A 20,284-nucleotide genomic window follows, 5' to 3' on the forward strand; every position below is an offset into this window, starting at 1 on the left:
AACAGCCGCCCGAGTTTTTCAGCGCACTTCCGCCAAAGCCCTTTCGTCCGATTCGCTCACTTGCGCAAGTTCGCCGCGCATGTCGCTGATCGCCCGCGCATAGTCGTCCGCGCCGAACACCGCCGAACCGGCCACGAACACATCGGCGCCCGCCGCCGCAATCTGCGCGATGTTCGACGCCTTCACTCCGCCATCCACTTCGATCAGCAACGGACGACCCGTGCGCTGCATCGTGGCGTCGACCCGTTCACGCAACATGCGCAACTTCGCGAGCGTCTCGGGTATGAACGCCTGGCCGCCGAAGCCGGGATTCACCGACATCACGAGCACCACGTCGAGCCGTTCGATCACATGATCGAGCACCGCAAGCGGCGTAGCCGGATTCAGCGCGAGTCCGACGCGCGCGCCCTGCGTCTTGATGAGCTCGATCGTCCGGTGCACATGCAGCGACGCTTCCGGATGAAAACTGATCGTGTTCGCGCCGGCTTCCGCAAAGGCGATGACGAGCGGATCGACCGGCATCGTCATCAGATGCACGTCGATCGGCACGCGCGTATGCGGCCGGATCGCCGCGCACACGAGCGGCCCGACCGTCAGATTCGGCACGTAATGGTTGTCCATTACGTCGAGATGAACCCAGTCCGCGCCGGCCACGGTGACGTCGCGAATCTCGTCGGCGAGACGCGCAAAATCCGCGGACAGCAGCGAAGGAGCAATCAGAAAATCACGCATGATGTCTCCTTGCGTTCAGTGATAACGGCGCGCCATTGCCTCGAGCGGCAACGGCCTGATGCGCGGCGCCTGCCCCGCGCAACCGAACGCCTCGAAGCGCTCGACGCAAATGCCGCGCGCCGCCGCCGTCGCCGCCTTCAACGCGGCCCGCGGATCGAATTCGCCGCGCGCGTTCGCCATCGACTTGCGCATCGCGCCGCTCATCGCGAGCCGGATGTCGGTGTCGATATTCACCTTGCGCACGCCGTGCGCAATGCCGCGCTGTATTTCCTCGACGGGCACGCCATACGTCGTCGGAATCTCGCCGCCATATTCGCGGATCACCGCGAGCCATTCCTGCGGCACCGACGACGACCCATGCATCACGAGATGCGTATTCGGAATGCGCTCGTGTATCTGCACGATGCGGTCGATCGCGAGAATATCGCCGGTCGGCTGGCGGCTGAATTTATACGCGCCGTGCGATGTGCCGATCGCGATGGCGAGCGCATCGACGCCGGTTGCATCGACGAAAATTTGCGCCTCGCTCGGATCGGTCAGCAGAGCGTCGCGCGTGAGTTGGCCTTGCGCGCCGACGCCGTCTTCCTCGCCGGCCGTGCCCGTTTCGAGCGAACCTAAGCAACCCAGTTCGCCTTCAACGGAAACGCCGACCGCGTGCGCCGCTTCTACTACACGACGGCTCACGTCGACGTTGTAGTCATACGCGGCGGGCGTTTTCTGATCGGGCAGCAGCGAGCCGTCCATCATCACCGATGTAAAGCCCGAGCGGATTGCCTGCTGACACACGGCCGGGCTCGCGCCGTGATCCTGGTGCAGCACGAGCGGAATGTCGGGATGCGCCTCGAGCGCGGCGAGCACCAGATGCCGCAGATACGGCTCGCCCGCATACTTTCGCGCGCCCGCCGACGCTTGCAGGATCACCGGGCTCGCGGTTTCCTCCGCGGCCTGCATGATCGCGTGAATCTGCTCCATGTTGTTGACGTTGAACGCGGGCACGCCGTAGCCGTGTTCGGCCGCGTGATCCAGTAGTTGACGCAGTGCGATGAAGGCCATTGCAAACTCCTCGGGAACGAATCATTGGATTCTGTTGTGCCGCTCGTGCGAAGCGAAGCGCTGCACGACGCGGCGCGCTTCGTCGGCCACGGCTTGCGCGGTCAGCGCGAAATGTTCGAACAGCGCGGCAGCGGGCGCGGATTCGCCGAAGCTGTCGATACCCACGACGCCGCCTTCAAGGCCCACGTACTGCCGCCAGAACGCGCGCACGCCCGCTTCGACGGCGACGCGCGGCACGCCCGGCGGCAGCACCGCTTCGCGCCATGCATCCGGCTGCCGGTCGAATACGCTGGTCGACGGCATGGAGACGACGCGTGCGGCGATGCCCGCTTCGGCGAGCAACGCGAGCGCGTCGAGCGCGAGCGATACTTCGGAACCCGTAGCGATTAGCACGGCGCGCGCTTGTGCATTACCCTCCGGCCAATCGCGCAACACATAACCGCCTCGCTCGATTGCGTCGATCTGTTCGCTGTCGCGCGCGACGAACGGCAGGTTCTGCCGGCTCAGCAGCAGGCACGTCGGCCCATTGCGTTCGATCGCGCTGGCCCACGCGCGCGCGGTTTCGACCGTATCGCACGGTCGCCAGACGTCGAGCCCCGGAATCAGCCGCAAGCTCGCCGCGTGCTCGACCGACTGATGCGTCGGCCCGTCTTCGCCGAGACCAATCGAATCGTGCGTGAACACGAATATCGAGCGTGTCTTCATCAACGCGGCCATGCGCAGCGCGTTGCGCGAGTAGTCGGAAAACGTGAGAAACGTGCCGCCGAACGCAATCTGCCCGCGATGCAGCGCGATACCGTTGATCACCGCGCTCATGCCGAACTCGCGCACGCCGTAGTGCAGATAGTTGCCTCCGCGCAGGCCGTCTTCGTCCGCGTGGATGTTCACCGCCGCCTGCCAGTTGGTCAGATTCGAGCCTGTCAGATCCGCCGAGCCGCCGAGCAATTCCGGCAGCGCGCGAGCCAGCACGGCAATGGTCTGCTGCGAAGCCTTGCGCGTCGCGATGGTTTGCGCCGCGCTGTCGGCGTCGCGCAGCATCGCGCGAACGGCATCGTGCCAATGCGCGGGCAGCCTGCCTTGCGTCCTGCGCTCGAATTCGGCGGCTTCATGCGGATAGTGATTGCGATACGCTTCGAAGCGGCGTCTCCAGTCGGCTTCGGCCGCCTCGCCGCGAGCGCGCGCATCCCACTGCGAGCGAGCCTCCTCGGGCACGACGAACGGCGGATACGGCCAGCCGAGCGCGCGCCGCGTGTTCGCGACTTCGTCGGCGCCGAGCGGCGCGCCATGCACATCGTGCGTGCCCGCTTTGCCAGGCGAGCCTCTGCCGATCACCGTGCGGCAGCAGATCAGCGTCGGCCGGCCGGCTGCGCGCGCGTCTTGCAGCGCGCGGTCGACCGCGTCCGCATCGTGACCGTCGACGTCGCGCACCACCTGCCAGCCGTAAGCGGCAAAGCGCGCGGGCGTGTCGTCGTTGAACCACTGCGCGACATGGCCATCGATGGAGATACCGTTGTCGTCGTAGAGCACCGTGAGCTTGTCGAGCTTCAGCGTGCCCGCAAGCGATGCCGCTTCGTGCGAAATGCCTTCCATCAGGCAGCCGTCGCCGGCGAATACATAGGTACGATGATCGACAATCGTATGGCCGGGCCGGTTGAACTCGTGCGCGAGCAGCGCTTCCGCGAGCGCCATGCCGACCGCGTTGGCGAGGCCCTGGCCAAGCGGACCGGTGGTCGTCTCGACGCCGGGCGTCACGCCCACTTCGGGATGCCCCGGCGTTTTGCTGTGCAATTGACGAAAGCGTTTCAGTTCGTCTATCGGCAGATCGTAGCCGGTGAGATGCAGCAGCCCGTACAACAGCATCGAACCATGTCCGTTCGACAGCACGAAGCGGTCGCGGTCGGGCCATGCCGGATTGCGCGGATTGTGTTTCAGATGCCGGTCCCACAACGCAACGGCGATCTCGGCCATGCCGAGCGGCATGCCGGGGTGACCCGACTTCGCCGCTTCGACGGCGTCGATGGCGAGCATGCGCAGCGCGTCGGCCATCAGGCGGGTTTCAGGTAATGCAAGCGATTCTGCGACGGCGCTCATCGAATGTCTCCTTGGAACAGCAAGCCGGTGTTTCGCGTCGGGTCTTTGCGGCGGGGCCGCGGTTACGGCTTACGCTCGCGAGCGCCGGTCGATCAGTTGCAGAATCATCGGCGTGAAGATCAGTTGCATGGCGAGGCCCATCTTGCCGCCGGGGACGACGATCACATTCGGCCGCGACATGAACGAGTCGTGCAACATGGTCAGCAGATACTGGAAGTCGATGCCTTTGGGCCGCGCGAAGCGGATCACGACAAAGCTCTCGTCGGGCTGCGGAATCTCGCGCGCAATGAACGGGTTCGACGTATCCACGGTCGGCACGCGCTGGAAATTCACATGCGTGCGGGAAAACTGCGGGCAGATGTAGTTCACGTAGTCGGGCATGCGCCGCAAGATCGTATCGACGACCGCCTCATGCGAGTAACCGCGCATGGTCTGATCGCGATGCAGTTTCTGAATCCATTCGAGGTTGATGGTCGGCACCACGCCAATCAGCAGATCCGCATGCCGCGCGATGTCGATGTGGTCGGTCACCGCCGCGCCGTGCAGACCTTCGTAGAACATCAGGTCAGTGTCGGGCTGCACGTCTTCCCACGGCGTGAACGTGCCGGCATCCTGCTTGTAGAGACGCGTCTCCGTTTCGTCGTGCACGTAGTGACGAAACTTGCCGGTGCCGGTCTCTCCGTAGCTGGCGAACAGCGCCTCCAGTTCTTCCAGCAGATTCGCTTGCGGTCCAAAGTGGCTGAAGTTCGGCACGCCGTCGCGCTCGTGCTGTTTCATTGCTTCGCGCATGCCGTTGCGGTCGTAGCGGTGAAACGCGTCGCCTTCCACGATCTGCGCGTTGATCTTTTCGCGCCTGAAAATATGGGCAAAGCTCTTCATCACGGTCGTCGTGCCGGCGCCGCTGGAACCGGTCACCGCGATGATCGGGTGTTTGATTGACATGCGCTTGTCTCCGGATAGTAGTGTTGTGTTCGGCCGCTCTGCGTCAGTGCGAGCCTGCATTGCGCGCAATCAGGCGGTGAAGCCCGGCAGAAACAGCGAGCGTCGGCCGAAGAGCGGCGACGTGAACGGCTGGTCCTCGCCACGGTCGTACTCGCCGTGATAGCGGCCAATGCGCTCGACTTCGTTGCGCGAGCCGAGAATCACGGGCACGCGGCCATGCAATGTGTGCGGCACGACGTCGAGAATGCGTTCGCGGCCTGTAATCGAAAGACCGCCCGCCTGCTCGACCAGAAAGCTCATCGGATTCGCTTCGTACAGAAGGCGCAGGCGCCCGTGCATGCCGGGCGTTTTCGAGTCGCGCGGATACATGAACACGCCGCCGCGCATCAGGATGCGATGCACTTCTGCGACCATCGAGGCGATCCAGCGCATGTTGAAGTCCTCGGTCCGGCAGCCGGTGCGTCCGTCCTTGCACTCCTGCACATAGCGGCGCACCGGCGGCTCCCAGAAGCGTTCGTTCGATGCGTTGATCGCGAACTCCGCCGTTTCCGCGGGAATGCGGATGTTCGAATGCGTGAGCACGAAATTGCCGATGTCGCGTTCCAGCGTGAAGCCATGCGTGCCGTTGCCGACCGACAGCACGAGCATCGTCGAGGGGCCGTAGATCGCATAGCCCGCCGCGACCTGCTCGCGGCCCGGCCGCAAAAAAGCGGATTCGCCCACGGGTTCTTCGGCGTCGGCGGGACGATCGTCCACATGACGCAGCACCGAGAAGATCGACCCGACTACGCCGTTGATGTCGATGTTCGACGAGCCGTCGAGCGGATCGAATGCGAGCAGATAGTCGCCGCGCGGATAGTGCTGCGGAATCGTGTAGACGCGCTCCATTTCTTCGGAGGCCATCGCCGCGAGGAGACCGTCCCACTCGCAGTGCTGCACGAAGACTTCGTTGGTGGCGACGTCGAGCTTCTTCTGTTCCTCGCCATGCGTGTTGACGCTGTGCGCCGAGCCGTAATGCCCGCCGAGCGCGCCCTTGGTGAGCATCGCCGAAATCGACTTGATGGCCGCGGCCACGTCGATCAGCAGCGCGGAAAGGCCCGCGTTTTGCGCGGTTCCCGCCGCGCAAGGCTGGCGGTCGAGCGTGTCGATCAGAAACTTCGAAAGGGTCGTGCGTCCGTCTTGCATGGCGATCTCCTGAGGTTGTTCTGTTTCAGCCTGGCGGCGCGGGGGTGATGTGGTGCGCTTCGGGCGCATCGGGCGCATCGGGCGCGTCGGGCGCGTCGGGCGTATCTGCGTTCGACGCATGGGCGGACGCTTCGGCGAACACGCGGCTCGCGCGAATGTCCTCGGCTGCGATCAGCGTCAACGCGGCTGCGTCGATTGGCGCGCCGCCGTCGATCGCTCTCGCGAAAAGACGATTGGCCTGGCGCAGCCGCGAGCGGTCGAGAGCATTGCGCACCGAGCGCGCATTGGCAAAATTCGGCTGACGCGTGCGCAATGCGAGGTAGTCCGCGAAAGCGCGCCGCGAATCCGTGTCGAAGCGGTAATGCATCGTCGCGAGCATGCGCTCGGCAATGTCGAGCAATTCCGCGTCGCCGTAATCGGGAAACGTGATGTGATGCGCGATGCGCGAGCGAAAACCCGGATTGCTCTCGAAGAACACTTCCATCCGCGACGCGTAACCGGCGAGGATCACGACGAGATCGTCGCGCTGGTTTTCCATCGTTTGCAGCAGGATTTCTATCGCTTCCTGACCGTAGTCGCGTTCGTTCTCGGGACGGTACAGGTAATACGCTTCGTCAATGAACAGCACGCCGCCCATCGCGCGCTTCAGCACATCGCGCGTTTTTGGCGCGGTGTGGCCGATGTACTGGCCGACCAGATCGTCGCGCGTGACCGACACCAGATGATTGCGGCGAATGTAGCCGAGCCGGTGCAAGACCTCGGCCATGCGCAGCGCGACCGTGGTTTTGCCCGTGCCCGGATTGCCCGAGAAACACATGTGCAGCGTCGGCGCGCCGCTCGCGAGACCGAGCGATTCGCGCGCACGCTCGACCAGCAGATGCGCGGCAATCTCGCGGATGCGCGTCTTGACCGGCACGAGCCCGACGAGATCGCGGTCGAGTTCCGCGAGCACGTCGCCGATGCCCGAGTCGCGATACAGCGCGGCGAGATCGATATGGGGCGGCAGCGCGAGGTTCATGTGTCAATGCTCCGTGCCGTAGCGTTCGCCCGAAGGCCGGTCGCTCGCATAGCCTGCAAGGCCGTAGTGTTGCAAGCGTCCTGGCCCGTCCTGACGCGTCAGACGGAAGCCCGGCTCATGATCGGGACGATTGACGATGAACGACAGGCGCATCGTCTCGAAGCCGCGCACCGAATCGAACGCATTGACCTTGATGTAATGATCGGGCCTTGCCGCGCGGCACGCTTTTACTTCCTGCAGCACGCCGGCTGCATCGTGCAGGTCGAACATCGGCAGGCCCCACATTTCCCAATACGTATTGCGCGGATGCGGGTCGTCGGTGAATTCGACGGAACAGGCCCAGCCCTGGCTCAATGCATAGTCGATCTGCAAGCCGATTTCCTCGTCGGTCAATTCAGGCAGGAAGGAGAACGTGCCCTGTGTAATACGCATGACGTACCTCGCGATTGATTGACTGCAACGTTCGGACGGCGCAAGCGGTGTCACGCGCGGTGCGTCGGCACCGCTGCGAACTTGCATCCGTGATCTTTTGATGCGGGGTTTAAGCTGCTTAACGACCTAGGCTGCCGTCGGCGTGGCCGCGAAATCCGGCGAGTCAGTCGACGCGTAGTTGAAGGTCACGTCGCGCCACGTATCGAGCGCCTGCTTGAGCGGCCCGCACCAGCGCGCCGCTGCTTCCAGAATCTCCGGCCCTTCCTGACGGATGTCGCGCCCTTCGTTGCGCGCCTTCACCATGCACTCGAGCGCGACGCGATTGGCAACAGCGCCCGCCTGAATGCCGCCCGGATGACCGATGGTGCCGCCGCCGAACTGCAGGATCGCGTCGTCGCCGAACAGATCGAGCAGTTGATGCATCTGCCCTGCGTGGATGCCGCCCGAGGCCACCGGCATCACCTTGCGCAAACCGGCCCACGGCTGATCGAAGAAGATGCCGCGCGACAGGTCCACTTCGTTATGCGCCTCGCGGCACACGTTGTAAAAGCCCTGCACGGTCAGCGGATCGCCTTCGAGCTTGCCGACCGCGGTGCCCGCATGCGCGTGATCGACGCCCGCCATGCGCAGCCACTTCGCGATCACGCGAAACGAAATGCCGTGATTGCGTTGCCGCGTGTACGTGCTGTGTCCCGCGCGATGCAGGTGCAGAATCATGTCGTTCTTGCGCGCCCAGCGCGCCATCGACTGAATCGCGGTCCAGCCGATCACGAGGTCGATCATCACGATGCACGAGCCCAGTTGCTTCGCGAATTCGGCGCGCTCGTACATGTCTTCCATCGTGCCCGCGGTGACGTTCAGGTAGTGCCCCTTCACCTCGCCGGTTTCGGCCTGCGCGCGGTTCACCGCTTCCATCGAAAACAGGAAACGGTCGCGCCAGTGCATGAAAGCCTGGGAGTTGATGTTCTCGTCGTCCTTCAAGAAATCGAGGCCGCCGCGCAAACCTTCATAGACGACGCGGCCATAGTTCTTGCCCGAGAGGCCGAGCTTCGGCTTCACGGTTGCGCCCAGCAATGGCCGGCCATATTTGTCGAGCCGTTCACGTTCGACGACGATGCCCGTCGGCGGTCCCTGGAAAGTCTTCAGATAAGCAACAGGTATGCGCATGTCTTCGAGGCGCAGCGCTTTGAGCGGCTTGAAGCCGAACACGTTGCCGATGATCGACGCGGTCAGGTTCGCGACCGAGCCTTCCTCGAAGAGATCGAGTTCATACGCGATGTACGCGAAGTACTGCGGCTCGCTCGCGCTCGACGCGGGCACCGGATCGACGCGATACGCTTTGGCGCGGTACATGTCGCACGCGGTGAGGCGATCGGTCCAGACCACGGTCCAGGTTGCCGTCGACGATTCGCCGGCCACCGCGGCGGCCGCTTCCTCCGGATCGACGCCCGGCTGCGGCGTGATGCGAAACAGCGCGATGACGTCGGTGTCTTTCGGCGTGTAATCCGGTTGCCAGTAGCCCATCTCGCGATACTTCATCACGCCCGCGGCATAACGCTCGCGAGGATCGCCCGCATTGCGCGGCTTGTGGAGGGACTCGATCGCCGGTTGACTGAAATCGTTCATGACGTATCCTCGATGGTGGACAGGCGCGCTGCCGGAAGAACGAAGCGCTTGTGTGCACTGTAGGCAAGGTCGTCATCGACGGGAATTCACGATTTTATTTGGCAGAGTTAAGCGATAGGTTATTCATCGCACAGGGTGGTGTGGGGTTTTGGCAGGTGGGATGGTTTTGTGAGCGACGCATGGGTGTCGACGTGCGGCGGTTGCGTGGGGAACGCTCGTGGCGGGCGTGTGACGGCCATTCAGAGGGCGAGCCCGTTATTCGTCGGGGCGGTCGCCCATCCACGGTCGATTGAGGTCAAGCGTAATCAGGAACCGCTCCTTGTCTCTCCGTCCTTCTGGCCGGAAGCATCGAATGTCCAGCGCAATCTGATATTTCGCGCCGCCGTTCCAATAGGAAGTTGGATCATCGCAGTTGCGAATCGCGCGCCGAAAATCCGCGGTGTTCTCGATGGGGCGCCAGCGGCTGGCGCGGAACGCTTGCCAATGTGCGCGCCGCAATTGATCCTGCAAGTCCATGACAATGGCCAGGACGTCGTCAAGCGGCAAGGCGTCGACCTGTGGTGAGAGAGTCACGCCCTCGACCATCCCGTCGCGATCGTATTTGACCGACAGAAATCTGGCTGCTGGCGTCGCGAAGCCGTACTGCGGATCGCTGAAGCGCAATTGCGCAGGACGCGTCAAGACACCCATCCAGCCCACTCGAGGCACAACGGGCGGCAGCGTCGAGCGTGACTGCTTGCGCACGTGCTCATACGGTTCGCCTAGCGTCAGAACGACGTGGTCAGCGCAACGAGCCAGGCGATACGCGCTCAAGCACACGAGCCCAATGAGCACGGCACCGCCAAGCGAGACGAACAATGCAGGTTTTCCTTTACGCGTAATCATTTCATGTGGGCAATCAGATAAATGGAGTTCTCCACGTCATACTTCTGCAACGAGTGGCGAAGCAACTCGTCAAATCGATCAGCGGCGCGCAGCACGAACGCCATGCGTTGAACCGGATCGGCGAGATCCGCGAGTGGCTGTTTGCTGAACACCTCGCTATTAGCGTTTGCCCCGTTGAGCGTGCACTTGTTCGCGAGTGTCAACTGAATCTCCTGAGCAGAGCCAGTCGGAATATGCAACGCCCAGGCGAGCTGGTTCGCGCGCAACAGGTTGGTGAACAGAGGATCGTTGTACATGGCAGGCTGCAAGATATTGAGCTGCTCGTGGCGTGCGAGGGACACCACGCTCGCCTTGATGTCCCCGCGATCTATTGCAGCGAATCCGTCTTCGATTTCCTTCCTGGGTGTGCCGAACGGTACCGACTCACCAATCGGCCACCACACCGAGCTTTTTATCAGTTGTCTCTCCGGCAGACAGCGTTTGAAGCGAGCGAGTCCGAACTCCCGGTAGAACATGTGCAGCGGCCAGATGTCGAGGAACAACGCCGTGTTGCCCTTGCCGAGCATTTGATACACCCTGGTCGCAGCTTCGCCCGCCGCCTGATCGGGCAACGGCATGCGCGGACTGCCGTAAGGCGACATTCTTTCGAGGCGCGGCGTTTCCTTCTCCCAGCGTTGATATGCGTCGCGCTGCCGATTCGATTTTTTGATCATGTCCGCGGCATTGAGCAGGCCGCAGCCGACCTGCTTCGATGCGAACGCCGCCAGACCCGCCCACTGAAAACGGCGGTCGTTCCACCATAGCTGGGCGTACGCGGCATTGATGCGCCTGTTTCGTGCGACGGGGTCGGCGCTGGAGGCAATCTCCTCGGCCCGCTTTTGAAGGTTGAGCCAACAGTTGATGCAGTCCTGCTTATCTTCCGCCGCTTTCCGCCTCGCTTCTTGTTCCTCTTCTTGCCACTTGGGATAACAGACCGGACACCGACGCTTGCCGCACCCCATAGATCTCTCGTTCATGGTTTCCGTTTTGCATTCGCAATCCTTACGGACGATCCAGAAACATATCTTTGCGCGGCGACGCAAACGTAAATTTTTGGTCGCAGCCAAGCGCCCTGCCTCGCTTCACGGTCTTAAAACAGGCGGAAACCCTAAGTGACACCCGCACCAGGGTCTTTGCTGCGCGGTGGCACACTTTGCTGCATTATCGGAACAGTGCGCCGCACGAAATGCCGTCAGGCATCCACGCGGTGTGCGAAGCTACCGCCGCCGCTATCCGGCGAAAACCGTGTCGCGGCGCGGCATCGGCTGCATCGAGTGCGATTGCCATTGCGGCACGAACCTTGCGTAGCCGATGATGCCCATGAAGTCCGGCGCCTTGCCGGACCGACGGCGTGACGCTGTATCAACCGATGGAGGAAGCACATATGCAATGGACGACTCCGAGCTACACCGATATGCGTTTTGGTTTCGAAATCACGATGTATATCGCTACGCGTTAAGCCCGCATGGGCCGCGTAATGCGGCCCCTCTGCGGACCGATTGTTAATCGTCAGCCATACGGGCGGCCTGACGTGCTGCCACGACATGCGTTCCCATCCATGATCCACGAAACGATCGTCACTACCGCAGCGAGCGATGGCCGTCCACATGTCGCGCCGATGGGAGCCCGTTACGAGGGCGACTTCGTCATCCTGTCGCCTTTTCGTCCGTCCGTCACGCTCGACAATATCGTCGCCACGCGCGCGGCGGTTCTCAACTTCACCACCGACGTCCGCGTTTTCGCCGGCTGCGTCACGCATTGCGCAACCGACTGGCCGACGCTCGCCGCGAGCCGCGTCGCGAGCGTGAGACTCGCCGAATCGCTCGCGCACGCCGAGCTCGAACTGCACGAACTACGCGACGACAACGAGCGCCCCGTGCTGCGGATGAAATGCGCGCACCGCGAAACGCATGCGCCCTTCACGGGCTTTAACCGCGCGCAGGCGGCGGTCGTCGAAGGCTCGATTCTCGTGAGCCGGCTCTTCATGCTGCCGGCCGACAAGGTCGATCGCGAGATGGCCTATCTGCAGATCGCCATCGACAAAACCGCCGGCGACATTGAACGCACCGCGTGGGGATGGCTCACTTCGGCGATCGCGCGACATCGCGAGCGGCTTGCATCGCCCGGCGGCCAGGCCGCCTAGTTCGCTTATTTCGTATCCCTCCCGCTTTTTCCGCTTTTTTCGGAGAACACCGATGACGGCATTGCTTGCGAGCGTCCGCTCGCACGACGAAGCATTCGACGCGGCCCGCGCCGGCGCGGACCTGATCGACCTGAAAGAGCCGAACGCGGGCGCGTTGGGCGGTTTGTCGATTGGCGATATTGCGCGGATCGTCCGGGAGCTGCGCGCCCGCTATCCGGTCAAGCCGATCAGCGCGACGATCGGCGACCTTCCGCCGGAAGCGCTCGACGAAATCGCCGCGCGCGTGATCGATGTGAGCGATACGGGCGTCGATTACGTGAAGGTCGGCGTGACGCCCGGACCGGCCGCGCGCCGTTGCCTCGAACAACTCGCGAATCTGCCGGCGGCGGTCGTGCCGGTGCTGCTGTGCGACGGCGGCATGGAGGGTGAACTGGTCGCGCATGCCGCGTCGCTTGGTTTTGTCGGCGTGATGTTCGACACCTCGACGAAAGACGGCAGTACGTTATTCGATCACGTGGACAGCGATTCGCTCGCGCGCTGGCTGCGGCTCGTGCGCCAGCAAGGCGCGATGTGCGGCCTCGCCGGCTCGCTGGGCCTCGCTCAACTGGAACAGATTCGCGCGCTTGCGCCGGATGTGGCGGGCTTTCGCACGGCGTTGTGCGTCGATGGCCGGCGCTCGCGGCTCGATCCGCAACGCGTCGCCGATTGGGCGGATGCGCTGCATAGCGGATCGGGCGGCGTTCGAGGCGCGGGTGGCGACGTGGATTCTGTGGTGGTGGGTACGCTCGGCGTTTAATGAGCGCGCGGGGCGACAACGGCTCGCCGCAAGAGCCGCATGTCGTGCAGGTAACGCATGCACCACTGCGGCAGCCTTCAAATCACCGGCGTATTCAACAGCCGGTCTCTCATCAATTCGACGTTGTCCTTGTTGAAAAGCTCGACCACATAGTTCGCTTCGTTCACGTAATCGACGAAACGGCGGTCCACCACGCCCGACGCCGCGAGCGCGTCGAGCCGTTCGTTTCCCGCTATCGGGCACGACTTCACGACGATCAGGCGCTCGGCGTTGAGCATCGTCGAGAGCCAGGCGGCGAGGCTGTCCGAGGTCGTGTCCCAGTTGCTCATCGCGTCGGGCGTGTCGCGCATCAGCGCGGTCGGCACCCAGACGGCGACGTGCCCATCGCGCAGCGCGCGGCGGATCTTCGCCTCGCTCGATGCCAGCACGAGTTCGGGCAGCACGCCCTGCATCAGAAGCGCGTACTGGGTCATCGCGAGCAGACACATGTTGTGCGCGGCGAGGTCGTCGAAACACCACTCGCTCTGGTACTGGCGCACCTTGTCCGCGAAATCGCCGCCGCCGGGAACGATGACGATGCGCCCGCCCCCCACCTCGCATAGCTCCATGAGCCATTGGCGCAGCGCCGGCTCATGACTCAGGCTGCCCCCGATCTTGACCACCCACATGATCGTCGTCCTCGTTTGCGATTAACCTCGTTTGCTTGTCCGCTTCGCTGCCTGTTTGCTTCTATGCCGGTCCTCCTGTGGATGGTTTGTGCCGTTTGCCTGCGTTTTCCTCTAGCCACAATCACTGCATCGGCCGCGTCCCCTTCACGCGGCGCGAAAAGCCGCATCGACGCTCGCGGCGCCCTCGCCGGCCGTCACGTCGCCCGCATTCCCATACCGCGCCGCTGCCAGCAAACCCACCGCGACGCTCGGCGCACACGTCGCCGCCCACTCCGCCTGATCCGCCGCGCCTCCCGCGAGCGTGCCGAAATCGATGTAGCCGCGCGCCTCCTCGCGCGCGAGCGCCGCCGCGAGAAAACGTCCGCAGCCCGCGCCCACCAGCGGCGCGGCGGCCAGTTCGGGATGCGCGGCCGTGACGCGCGTCAGGTTCGCGCCGATCTCGCGCAATTGCAGCTCGCGCCAGCGCAACGCGAACGCGCGCCATTCGGCGGGACTCGTTTCGTGCGCGTCACGGCCGATCATCCGCGCGATCCGCCTTCGGCTCGCCAATTCGGTTTTCGGGCCGTTGTCGGCGCTCGGGTAGAGGTCGTATTGCGGCGCGAGTTCGCCCGTGAGCCGGTAGACGTCGGCGGTGCTCGCGAACCATTCGTTCATCACGTTGACGGCCGCGCCGCCGAATTCGATGCGCCGCGCGATGCCACACAGCGGCGTGCGCACCACGCCCTGATACACGAGTTCGCCGGTCGCGAGCCGCCCGGCATCCGTCGATGCGCGCGCAACCACACGCCCGTTCGCGACCGGAATGATGTCGGTCGTCGTGCTGCCGATGTCGATCAGCAACGCATTCGGCACGCGCGTCGCGAGCCAGTGCGCGGTCGCGAGCCAGTTCGCCGACGCGACGCTGCGCCAGCCGGCCGCGCACGTCTCGCGCGTCAACCAGCCGGCCTCGCCCGCGTAAAAAGCGACGCGCGGCCCGAGCCGCTGCGCCAGTGCGGCGGCGATCGCGCGCACGCCTTGCGAGCGGTCCTCGAAGAGGTCGACCATTTCGCCGGTCATCGTCACCGCATGACGCGCCGCGTAGGTCTTCGCGACCGGCCAGCGCTCGAATACAAGGTCGATCGTGCGCTCGAGATGTTCGAGCCCTTGCCACAACGGGCAGGCCCACTGGCCGACGTCGAGCAGCACGCCGTCGGCATCGCTCATCGACACCTTCACATGCGCGCCGCCGACGTCCCAGCCGAACACCGGCGAGCGGCCTACCGGTTCCATGCGCGGCGCGTTCATGGCTGCGCTCCGCAAGCGGAGTGAGTGTCGAACTCGCGCGCCGCCGCGCTCGTGGTTTCGCGAGGTTCTCCGACCCGAACCCCATGCGCGCCCAGCAACACCGCGGAAAGGTTGCGCCCAAGCGCCGCCGACAAACCCGCATAAGCCACGGTCAGTCGCGGATTGACCTCGATGACCACAGGACCGCGCGACGGATGCCACACCACATCGATTCCGGCAAACCCGCGCAGCCCCGGTATCGCCTCCGCGACGCGATGAGCGAGTTCGCGCAGCACCCGTCCCTGGTCGCTGGCCTTGTCGATCTGATTGACCGTCACGCCGTCGAATTCGACGATGCTCGCGCGCTGCCCAGGCGCCTTGCTCTCCGAGAGCCCGATCCGTTGCCGGTTGATGCTGACAAGTTCGACGCCTTTGCCGTCGCAGATCAGCGAAAGGCTCAGCGGCTCGCCGTCGACCCACTCCTGCAACACCGGATTACGCGCCGCTGCCGCGCGCGCATCGTATTCGGTGCAGGCTTCGGCGAAATCGTCGAATACGAAGGTGTCGAGTCCGCCCGCGCCGTCATCCGGCTTCACGACCCACTTGCGCCCCGCGTGGGCCGCTGCATGGGCCGCCGCATGACCGGGCTCGATGGCCGGCGTGGTCGCAATGCCGTGCATGGCGAGGCACGCGGCGGTCGCGCTCTTGCTCGACGTGACGCGGATCGCTTCCTTCGCGCAGCCGAGCCAGCGCGCCGCGCCGACCGCGTCGTACAGATGCAGCAGCAAGCCGTCGCATTCGGGCGCGACGATCCATGCGTAGTCATGTTCGCGAGCCGCGCGCGCGACGAAAGCCGTCATCGATTCGCCCGGCGCGGCCATACAATGAGCGAGCGCGGGGTCGACGTTTTCGAAGCGCGAGGTTGCGAAGCTCACCTCGACATCGTCGAGTTGACGCAGGTCCGCGACCAGCGCGTCGCGCATCACGCGGCCTTCGACGATCAGCGCGCTAAGGTCGGCGAGACTCGCCGCGCCGGCCAATGCCGGGTCGATGCCGCCGCCGGTGAGATACTCGAAGACAAAGATCTTGGTCAAAGGACGCGCCCCTATGCAGGTGATACCGGTTCTCGATCTGCTCGACGGCCACGTCGTGCGCGCGGTGCGCGGCGAACGGAGCGCCTATCTGCCGATACGTTCGTCGCTTGCCGCCACCAGCGAGCCGCTTGCCATCGCCCGCGCGCTGCTTGCTGCAAGCGGCGCCCGCACGCTCTACATCGCCGACCTCGGCGCGATCCTTCAGCGGCGCGCTCACATCGAGACGCTTGCCGCGTTGCGCGCCGCGCTGCCCGGCATCGACATCTGGCTCGACGCGGGCTATGCCGACTTCGCGTCGATGCAGGCGCTGTTCGCGCGCATCGACGCAAGCAATCAGCACCCGCAACACCCGCAGCACTCACAGCACGCGCTCGCGACGCTCGTGCCGGTATTCGGCACCGAATCGTTGCAAGACATTCACGCACTGCGCGCCGCCGAAACAACCGCGTCGCCAACCTCGCCAGCCTCGCCAACCTCGCCGATCCTCTCGCTCGACCATCGCGCCGGCCAACTGCTTAGCGCCGCTGCCGCTCACGAATGCCATGAGCCCGCGCGCTCATGGTGGCCGCGCAGAGTCATCGCGATGACGCTCGATCAGGTCGGCAGCTACGACGGTCCCGATCTCGCCACCTTCGAACGCATCCGAGCCAGCGCGCCTGCCGATACTCAGGTGATCGGCGCGGGCGGCATTCGCGATCGCGGCGATCTGGCTGCTGCGGCCCGTACCGGCGCAAGCGCTTGGCTCGTCGCGTCGGCGCTGCACGATGGCCGCATCGGCCTGCCGCTCGCAGCGTCGACGTAGGCGAGCAAAACAAGTTCCATGCCAATCGGCGGAAGCGGTGCGGTGGTAAACAACGGCCAGGCTTTATCGTGCTTTCGCCGGCCACGGGTGACACTCTGCTCCAGAACGGCACACAACCTGTACGCGGACAACGCAGGCGCATAGCGCGGCGCGGCGCAGCGGGCGGCCTTCGCGAAGTCGGGCACGCTGTTCAATCGGCAGGCGTTTGTGGGTCTGAGTTCGGACACGGCGCGCCCTCGCGGCCGTTCGCCCGGCATACACATTCAAGCACAACGCGACCTAAGCACCATGCATTTGCACCGCACTATTGCCGCGCGATGAAACGCGTCGGCATGGAGCTTGCTAAAAGTCGCCCCATGCACCTCTCGCCCACCGATCCGTCGACGACCAGCCCCTCGGGCGCGGCCACCTCGGCCGCCGCGTCGATCACGCGCGACTGGACCTGCCCGTTCTGTCCGCTGCTCTGCGATGACCTCGCGATCGAATCGCGTGACGACGCGACGCTCGCCGCGCAGAACACCGACTGCCCGCGCCTCCTGGAAGCGCTCACGCACTATGGCGCCGCGGATGCGCAATGCAGTGCGAGCATCGACGGAAACGCGGTGGACCTCGACGCGGCGCTCACGCGCGCGGCGCACATTCTGTCGTCAGCGCCGCGGCCGCTGTTCGGCGCATTGGCGACCGATGTGGCCGGCGCGCGTGCGCTGTACACGCTCGCTGCCGGCTGCGGCGCGATCCTCGATCATCGGCATGGCGATGCAATGAGCGCCGCGACGCTCGCGCTTCAGGACCGCGGCTCGTTCTTCACGACGCTTTCCGAAGTGCGGTCGCGCGCCGATTTGCTGCTGTTTTTCGGCTGCCAGCCATCGCGGCGCTATCCGCGCTTTTTCACGCGAACCATCGAGGGAACGACGACGCCGCGCGAGCTCGTGTTCATCGGCTGCGAAGCGGACCCGGCGGCGAGTGGACCTGGCTGCGAGCATGTGCGGGTCGAGTCGATTTTGCCCGACGCCGATCCGTTCGATACGCTCGCGCTGTGGTCGACGATCAGCGATCGCCGTCCGCCGACTTCGCTGCATCAGGACGTCGCCGATGCGCAAGCCGCGCAGCGCACGCTTGCCGCGTTGCAGGCGCTACAGGCTCGCATCGATGCCGCGCGCTACACGGTGCTCGTGTACGAACCCGCGTCGTTGCCCGGCCCTCATGCGGCGTTGCTGATCGAAGCGTTGAACCGGATCGTGAAGGCGTCGAATCTAAAGTCGCGCGCGGGCGGCCTCGCGCTCGGCGGCGATGACGGCGCGTTGACGGTCAACCAGACGGTGACATGGCTCTCGGGCCTGCCGCTTCGCACTCGCGTATCGACACCGGCGCGTATCGCGGGGACTGCGCCGCTCGACTACGAGCCGTATCGCTATCGTACCGAAAGACTGCTCGCGGATCGCGAAGTCGACGCGCTCTTGTGGGTCGCGAGTTTCGCGCCGCCCGCGTGGCCCGAAGCGCTTGCCGACGATGTGCCGCTCATCGTGCTCGGGCATCCGGCTCTCGCGCAGCGCGCGGCGGCTCGCGGCAAGAACACCGTGTTTATTCCGGTGGCGACACCGGCTGTGGACAGCGGCGGGCATCTGTTCCGGGTGGACAGCTCGGTCGTGATGCCGCTCTCGGCGGCTCGCCGCACTGCGCTTCCATCAGTCGCGACGATTGCCGCAAAGCTTGGCGCGCTGCTGGCCACGCCGCTCGCCGCGTCTCACGCAGAGGCCCAGCCATGACGCTCATCCGCCTCAAGGGCGGCACCCTCTTCGATCCGGCCAACGGCGTCGACGGCGAGCGCCGCGACCTGGCGATCCGCGACGGCCGCATCGTCGACGTCCCCGCGAACGCTCCAGCCGACCGCGAATACGACGCGACCGGCATGATCGTGATGGCGGGCGGCATCGACATGCATTCGCATATCGGCGGCGGCAAGACCAATCTGTCACGTCTCCTGCTGCCAGAAGATCATCGCGACGATCCCGTGCGCGACGCATCCTACGAATCCGTGCAGGACGCCAACGGCCGCTATCTGCGCCTGCCGTCTTGCGGCGTCTGCGCGCCCGGCACGCTCGCAACCGGCTACCGTTACGCCGAAATGGGCTACACGGCCGCATTCGAACCGGCGATGATCGCCTCCAACGCGCGCCACACGCACCTCGAGATGGGCGACACGCCGATCATCGATCACGGCGCGTACGTGATGCTCGGCAACGACGAGCTGTTCCTGCAAATGCTGGCCGCGCGCGACGATTTCGAGCGTCTGCGCGACTACGTCGGCTGGACGATTCATGCGAGCAAGGCGCTCGGCGTGAAGGTCGTGAATCCAGGCGGCATCTCGGCGTTCAAGTTCAACCAGCGCTCGCTCGATGTCGACGAACCGCACGTACATTACGGCATCACGCCGCGCGAAGTGCTGCACACGCTGACACGCGCGCTCACCGAACTGCGCGTGCCGCATCCGCTGCATGTGCACGCGAGCAATCTCGGCGTGCCCGGCAACATCGATTCGACCATCGCGACGATGGACGCCGCCGACGGCCTGCCGATCCACCTCACGCATATCCAGTTTCATAGCTATGGCGTAGAAGGGCCGCAGAAGTTTTCGTCGGGCGCGCGGCGCATCGCGGAAGCCGTGAATGCGCGGCCGAATGTGTCCATCGACGTCGGTCAGATCATCTTCGGGCAGACTGTCACCGCTTCCGGCGACACCATGATGCAGTTCCGCAACGCGCCGCTTGCGCGGCCGCACAAGTGGGTGGTCGGCGACATCGAATGCGACGCCGGCTGCGGCGTGGTGCCGTTCCGCTATCGCGAGCAGAGCTACGTGAATGCGTTGCAGTGGATCATCGGGCTCGAAATCTTTCTGCTGGTGGACGACCCGTGGCGCGTCGCGATGACGACCGATCATCCGAACGGCGGACCGTTTACGAGCTATCCGCATCTGATTCGTCTGCTGATGGACAAATCGTTTCGCGACGAGCAACTCGCGAAGCTGCATCCCGACGCGCAAGTGGCGAGCGCGTTGCCGCAACTGACGCGCGAATTCTCGCTGTACGAGATCGCGACCATCACGCGCGCGGGGCCGGCGCGTCTGCTCGGCCTGAAGGACCGCGGCCATCTCGGCGTGGGCGCGGCGGCGGACATCGCCGTGTATCGCGACGATGCCGACCGCGAGCGGATGTTCACGTCGCCCGCTTATGTGTTCAAGGACGGCGAACTGGTCGCGCGCGACGGCACGCTCGTCTCGACGCCGACGGGCGGCATCCATTTCGTGTCGCCCGAATTCGACCGCGGCATCGAGAAGCGAATCCGCGCGTACAGCGAAGCGAATCTCGCGAGCAACTTCGCGCATGCCGCAATCGGCGACGACGAGATCTGCCACTGCTGCCGCGGCGGCAAGCTGTTGCCGGTCGAATGCTTCGCGAACGGTCAACGACATGGCTGAAACCGCTGACCCGACGACCGTCACCCCGAACCGTGACCCG

19 protein-coding genes are annotated in these 20,284 nt (G+C 64.7%); 6 read left to right on the plus strand and 13 right to left on the minus strand.

Going from position 1 to position 20,284, the window contains the following annotated elements; translation table 11 throughout:
• Positions 1 to 18 precede the first annotated feature (18 nt).
• From rpe to C8K18_RS11330, 10 genes are all read right to left on the minus strand, one after another.
• Positions 19 to 732: a ribulose-phosphate 3-epimerase gene (gene rpe, locus C8K18_RS11285; RefSeq protein ID WP_053859330.1), complete on the minus strand. Its 714-nt coding sequence runs from the start codon at positions 730 to 732 to the stop codon at positions 19 to 21.
• Positions 733 to 747: 15 nt separating this feature from the next.
• Positions 748 to 1,785 (minus strand): class II fructose-bisphosphate aldolase, encoded by a 1,038-nt coding sequence (fba, locus tag C8K18_RS11290; RefSeq protein ID WP_107707498.1) that lies wholly within the window; start codon positions 1,783 to 1,785, stop codon positions 748 to 750.
• Between the two features lie 21 nt (positions 1,786 to 1,806).
• Positions 1,807 to 3,876, minus strand: coding sequence for a transketolase (gene tkt, locus C8K18_RS11295; RefSeq protein ID WP_107707499.1), 2,070 nt, complete (start codon positions 3,874 to 3,876; stop codon positions 1,807 to 1,809).
• A gap of 69 nt (positions 3,877 to 3,945) precedes the next feature.
• Entirely contained in the window at positions 3,946 to 4,818 is an 873-nt protein-coding gene (locus C8K18_RS11300; RefSeq protein WP_006046594.1) for a phosphoribulokinase, read from the minus strand.
• A 69-nt stretch (positions 4,819 to 4,887) separates the two neighbouring features.
• Complete coding sequence (locus tag C8K18_RS11305) at positions 4,888 to 6,003, minus strand: class 1 fructose-bisphosphatase (protein ID WP_006046593.1); 1,116 nt, start codon at positions 6,001 to 6,003, stop codon at positions 4,888 to 4,890.
• 25 nt (positions 6,004 to 6,028) lie between these two features.
• Positions 6,029 to 7,021, minus strand: a complete 993-nt coding sequence (gene cbbX, locus C8K18_RS11310; RefSeq protein WP_107707500.1) for a CbbX protein — start codon at positions 7,019 to 7,021, stop codon at positions 6,029 to 6,031.
• Positions 7,022 to 7,024: 3 nt separating this feature from the next.
• Entirely contained in the window at positions 7,025 to 7,453 is a 429-nt protein-coding gene (locus C8K18_RS11315) for a ribulose bisphosphate carboxylase small subunit (RefSeq protein WP_006046591.1), read from the minus strand.
• 126 nt (positions 7,454 to 7,579) lie between these two features.
• Positions 7,580 to 9,079, minus strand: a complete 1,500-nt coding sequence (locus tag C8K18_RS11320; protein WP_006046590.1) for a form I ribulose bisphosphate carboxylase large subunit — start codon at positions 9,077 to 9,079, stop codon at positions 7,580 to 7,582.
• Between the two features lie 255 nt (positions 9,080 to 9,334).
• A complete protein-coding gene (locus C8K18_RS11325) occupies positions 9,335 to 9,937 on the minus strand; it encodes a flagellar biosynthesis sigma factor (RefSeq protein WP_107707501.1) in 603 nt (200 codons plus the stop codon).
• 23 nt (positions 9,938 to 9,960) lie between these two features.
• Positions 9,961 to 11,070: a DUF2515 family protein gene (locus tag C8K18_RS11330; protein WP_258230478.1), complete on the minus strand. Its 1,110-nt coding sequence runs from the start codon at positions 11,068 to 11,070 to the stop codon at positions 9,961 to 9,963.
• A 317-nt stretch (positions 11,071 to 11,387) separates the two neighbouring features.
• On the opposite strand from C8K18_RS11330, the gene pqqA reads away from it, so the two are divergent.
• The 3 genes from pqqA (at position 11,388) to C8K18_RS11345 (ending at position 12,942) form a co-directional block, all read left to right on the plus strand.
• Complete coding sequence (gene pqqA, locus C8K18_RS11335) at positions 11,388 to 11,462, plus strand: pyrroloquinoline quinone precursor peptide PqqA (RefSeq protein WP_013342881.1); 75 nt, start codon at positions 11,388 to 11,390, stop codon at positions 11,460 to 11,462.
• Between the two features lie 99 nt (positions 11,463 to 11,561).
• Positions 11,562 to 12,146, plus strand: a complete 585-nt coding sequence (locus C8K18_RS11340) for a DUF447 domain-containing protein (protein WP_107707503.1) — start codon at positions 11,562 to 11,564, stop codon at positions 12,144 to 12,146.
• 52 nt (positions 12,147 to 12,198) lie between these two features.
• The gene (locus tag C8K18_RS11345; RefSeq protein WP_107707504.1) at positions 12,199 to 12,942 is read left to right on the plus strand and encodes a (5-formylfuran-3-yl)methyl phosphate synthase; all 744 of its coding nucleotides are present in this window, start codon (positions 12,199 to 12,201) and stop codon (positions 12,940 to 12,942) included.
• 77 nt (positions 12,943 to 13,019) lie between these two features.
• Here C8K18_RS11345 and C8K18_RS11350 read toward each other — a convergent pair whose 3' ends face one another.
• The 3 genes from C8K18_RS11350 to C8K18_RS11360 all read right to left on the minus strand — a co-directional run bounded on the left by C8K18_RS11350 (position 13,020) and on the right by C8K18_RS11360 (position 15,967).
• A complete protein-coding gene (locus tag C8K18_RS11350; protein WP_006046586.1) occupies positions 13,020 to 13,610 on the minus strand; it encodes an aspartate/glutamate/uridylate kinase in 591 nt (196 codons plus the stop codon).
• A 144-nt stretch (positions 13,611 to 13,754) separates the two neighbouring features.
• Positions 13,755 to 14,894, minus strand: coding sequence for a hydantoinase/oxoprolinase family protein (locus tag C8K18_RS11355; RefSeq protein WP_107707505.1), 1,140 nt, complete (start codon positions 14,892 to 14,894; stop codon positions 13,755 to 13,757).
• Positions 14,891 to 15,967 carry an ATP-grasp domain-containing protein gene (locus tag C8K18_RS11360; RefSeq protein WP_107707506.1) on the minus strand — a complete coding sequence of 359 codons (1,077 nt, stop codon included), beginning with the start codon at positions 15,965 to 15,967 and terminating at the stop codon, positions 14,891 to 14,893. The genes C8K18_RS11355 and C8K18_RS11360 overlap by 4 nt, the downstream gene beginning before the upstream one ends.
• A gap of 13 nt (positions 15,968 to 15,980) precedes the next feature.
• Here C8K18_RS11360 and C8K18_RS11365 point away from each other — a divergent pair, with 13 nt between their 5' ends.
• From C8K18_RS11365 to C8K18_RS11375, 3 genes are all read left to right on the plus strand, one after another.
• Positions 15,981 to 16,769: a HisA/HisF-related TIM barrel protein gene (locus C8K18_RS11365; protein ID WP_107707507.1), complete on the plus strand. Its 789-nt coding sequence runs from the start codon at positions 15,981 to 15,983 to the stop codon at positions 16,767 to 16,769.
• Positions 16,770 to 17,125: 356 nt separating this feature from the next.
• Positions 17,126 to 18,535: a formylmethanofuran dehydrogenase gene (locus C8K18_RS11370; RefSeq protein ID WP_107707508.1), complete on the plus strand. Its 1,410-nt coding sequence runs from the start codon at positions 17,126 to 17,128 to the stop codon at positions 18,533 to 18,535.
• The gene (locus C8K18_RS11375; RefSeq protein WP_029965985.1) at positions 18,532 to 20,244 is read left to right on the plus strand and encodes a formylmethanofuran dehydrogenase subunit A; all 1,713 of its coding nucleotides are present in this window, start codon (positions 18,532 to 18,534) and stop codon (positions 20,242 to 20,244) included. The genes C8K18_RS11370 and C8K18_RS11375 overlap by 4 nt, the downstream gene beginning before the upstream one ends.
• The last annotated feature ends 40 nt before the right edge of the window (positions 20,245 to 20,284 follow it).

Origin of the sequence: Paraburkholderia sp. GV068 (assembly GCF_003058125.1) — a bacterium.
Classification (GTDB): Bacteria; Pseudomonadota; Gammaproteobacteria; order Burkholderiales; family Burkholderiaceae; genus Paraburkholderia; species Paraburkholderia graminis.

Excerpts from the sequence above, each read along its gene's own strand:
- rpe (WP_053859330.1), bottom strand. The coding sequence starts at position 732 with ATGCGTGATTTTCTGATTGCTCCTTCGCTGCTGTCCGCGGATTTTGCG.
- C8K18_RS11320 (WP_006046590.1), bottom strand. The coding sequence starts at position 9,079 with ATGAACGATTTCAGTCAACCGGCGATCGAGTCCCTCCACAAGCCGCGC.
- C8K18_RS11355 (WP_107707505.1), bottom strand. The coding sequence starts at position 14,894 with ATGAACGCGCCGCGCATGGAACCGGTAGGCCGCTCGCCGGTGTTCGGC.
- tkt (WP_107707499.1), bottom strand. The coding sequence starts at position 3,876 with ATGAGCGCCGTCGCAGAATCGCTTGCATTACCTGAAACCCGCCTGATG.
- C8K18_RS11375 (WP_029965985.1), top strand. The coding sequence starts at position 18,532 with ATGACGCTCATCCGCCTCAAGGGCGGCACCCTCTTCGATCCGGCCAAC.
- C8K18_RS11350 (WP_006046586.1), bottom strand. The coding sequence starts at position 13,610 with ATGTGGGTGGTCAAGATCGGGGGCAGCCTGAGTCATGAGCCGGCGCTG.
- cbbX (WP_107707500.1), bottom strand. The coding sequence starts at position 7,021 with ATGAACCTCGCGCTGCCGCCCCATATCGATCTCGCCGCGCTGTATCGC.
- C8K18_RS11365 (WP_107707507.1), top strand. The coding sequence starts at position 15,981 with ATGCAGGTGATACCGGTTCTCGATCTGCTCGACGGCCACGTCGTGCGC.
- fba (WP_107707498.1), bottom strand. The coding sequence starts at position 1,785 with ATGGCCTTCATCGCACTGCGTCAACTACTGGATCACGCGGCCGAACAC.
- C8K18_RS11340 (WP_107707503.1), top strand. The coding sequence starts at position 11,562 with ATGATCCACGAAACGATCGTCACTACCGCAGCGAGCGATGGCCGTCCA.
- C8K18_RS11370 (WP_107707508.1), top strand. The coding sequence starts at position 17,126 with ATGCACCTCTCGCCCACCGATCCGTCGACGACCAGCCCCTCGGGCGCG.
- C8K18_RS11345 (WP_107707504.1), top strand. The coding sequence starts at position 12,199 with ATGACGGCATTGCTTGCGAGCGTCCGCTCGCACGACGAAGCATTCGAC.
- C8K18_RS11315 (WP_006046591.1), bottom strand. The coding sequence starts at position 7,453 with ATGCGTATTACACAGGGCACGTTCTCCTTCCTGCCTGAATTGACCGAC.
- C8K18_RS11305 (WP_006046593.1), bottom strand. The coding sequence starts at position 6,003 with ATGCAAGACGGACGCACGACCCTTTCGAAGTTTCTGATCGACACGCTC.
- C8K18_RS11300 (WP_006046594.1), bottom strand. The coding sequence starts at position 4,818 with ATGTCAATCAAACACCCGATCATCGCGGTGACCGGTTCCAGCGGCGCC.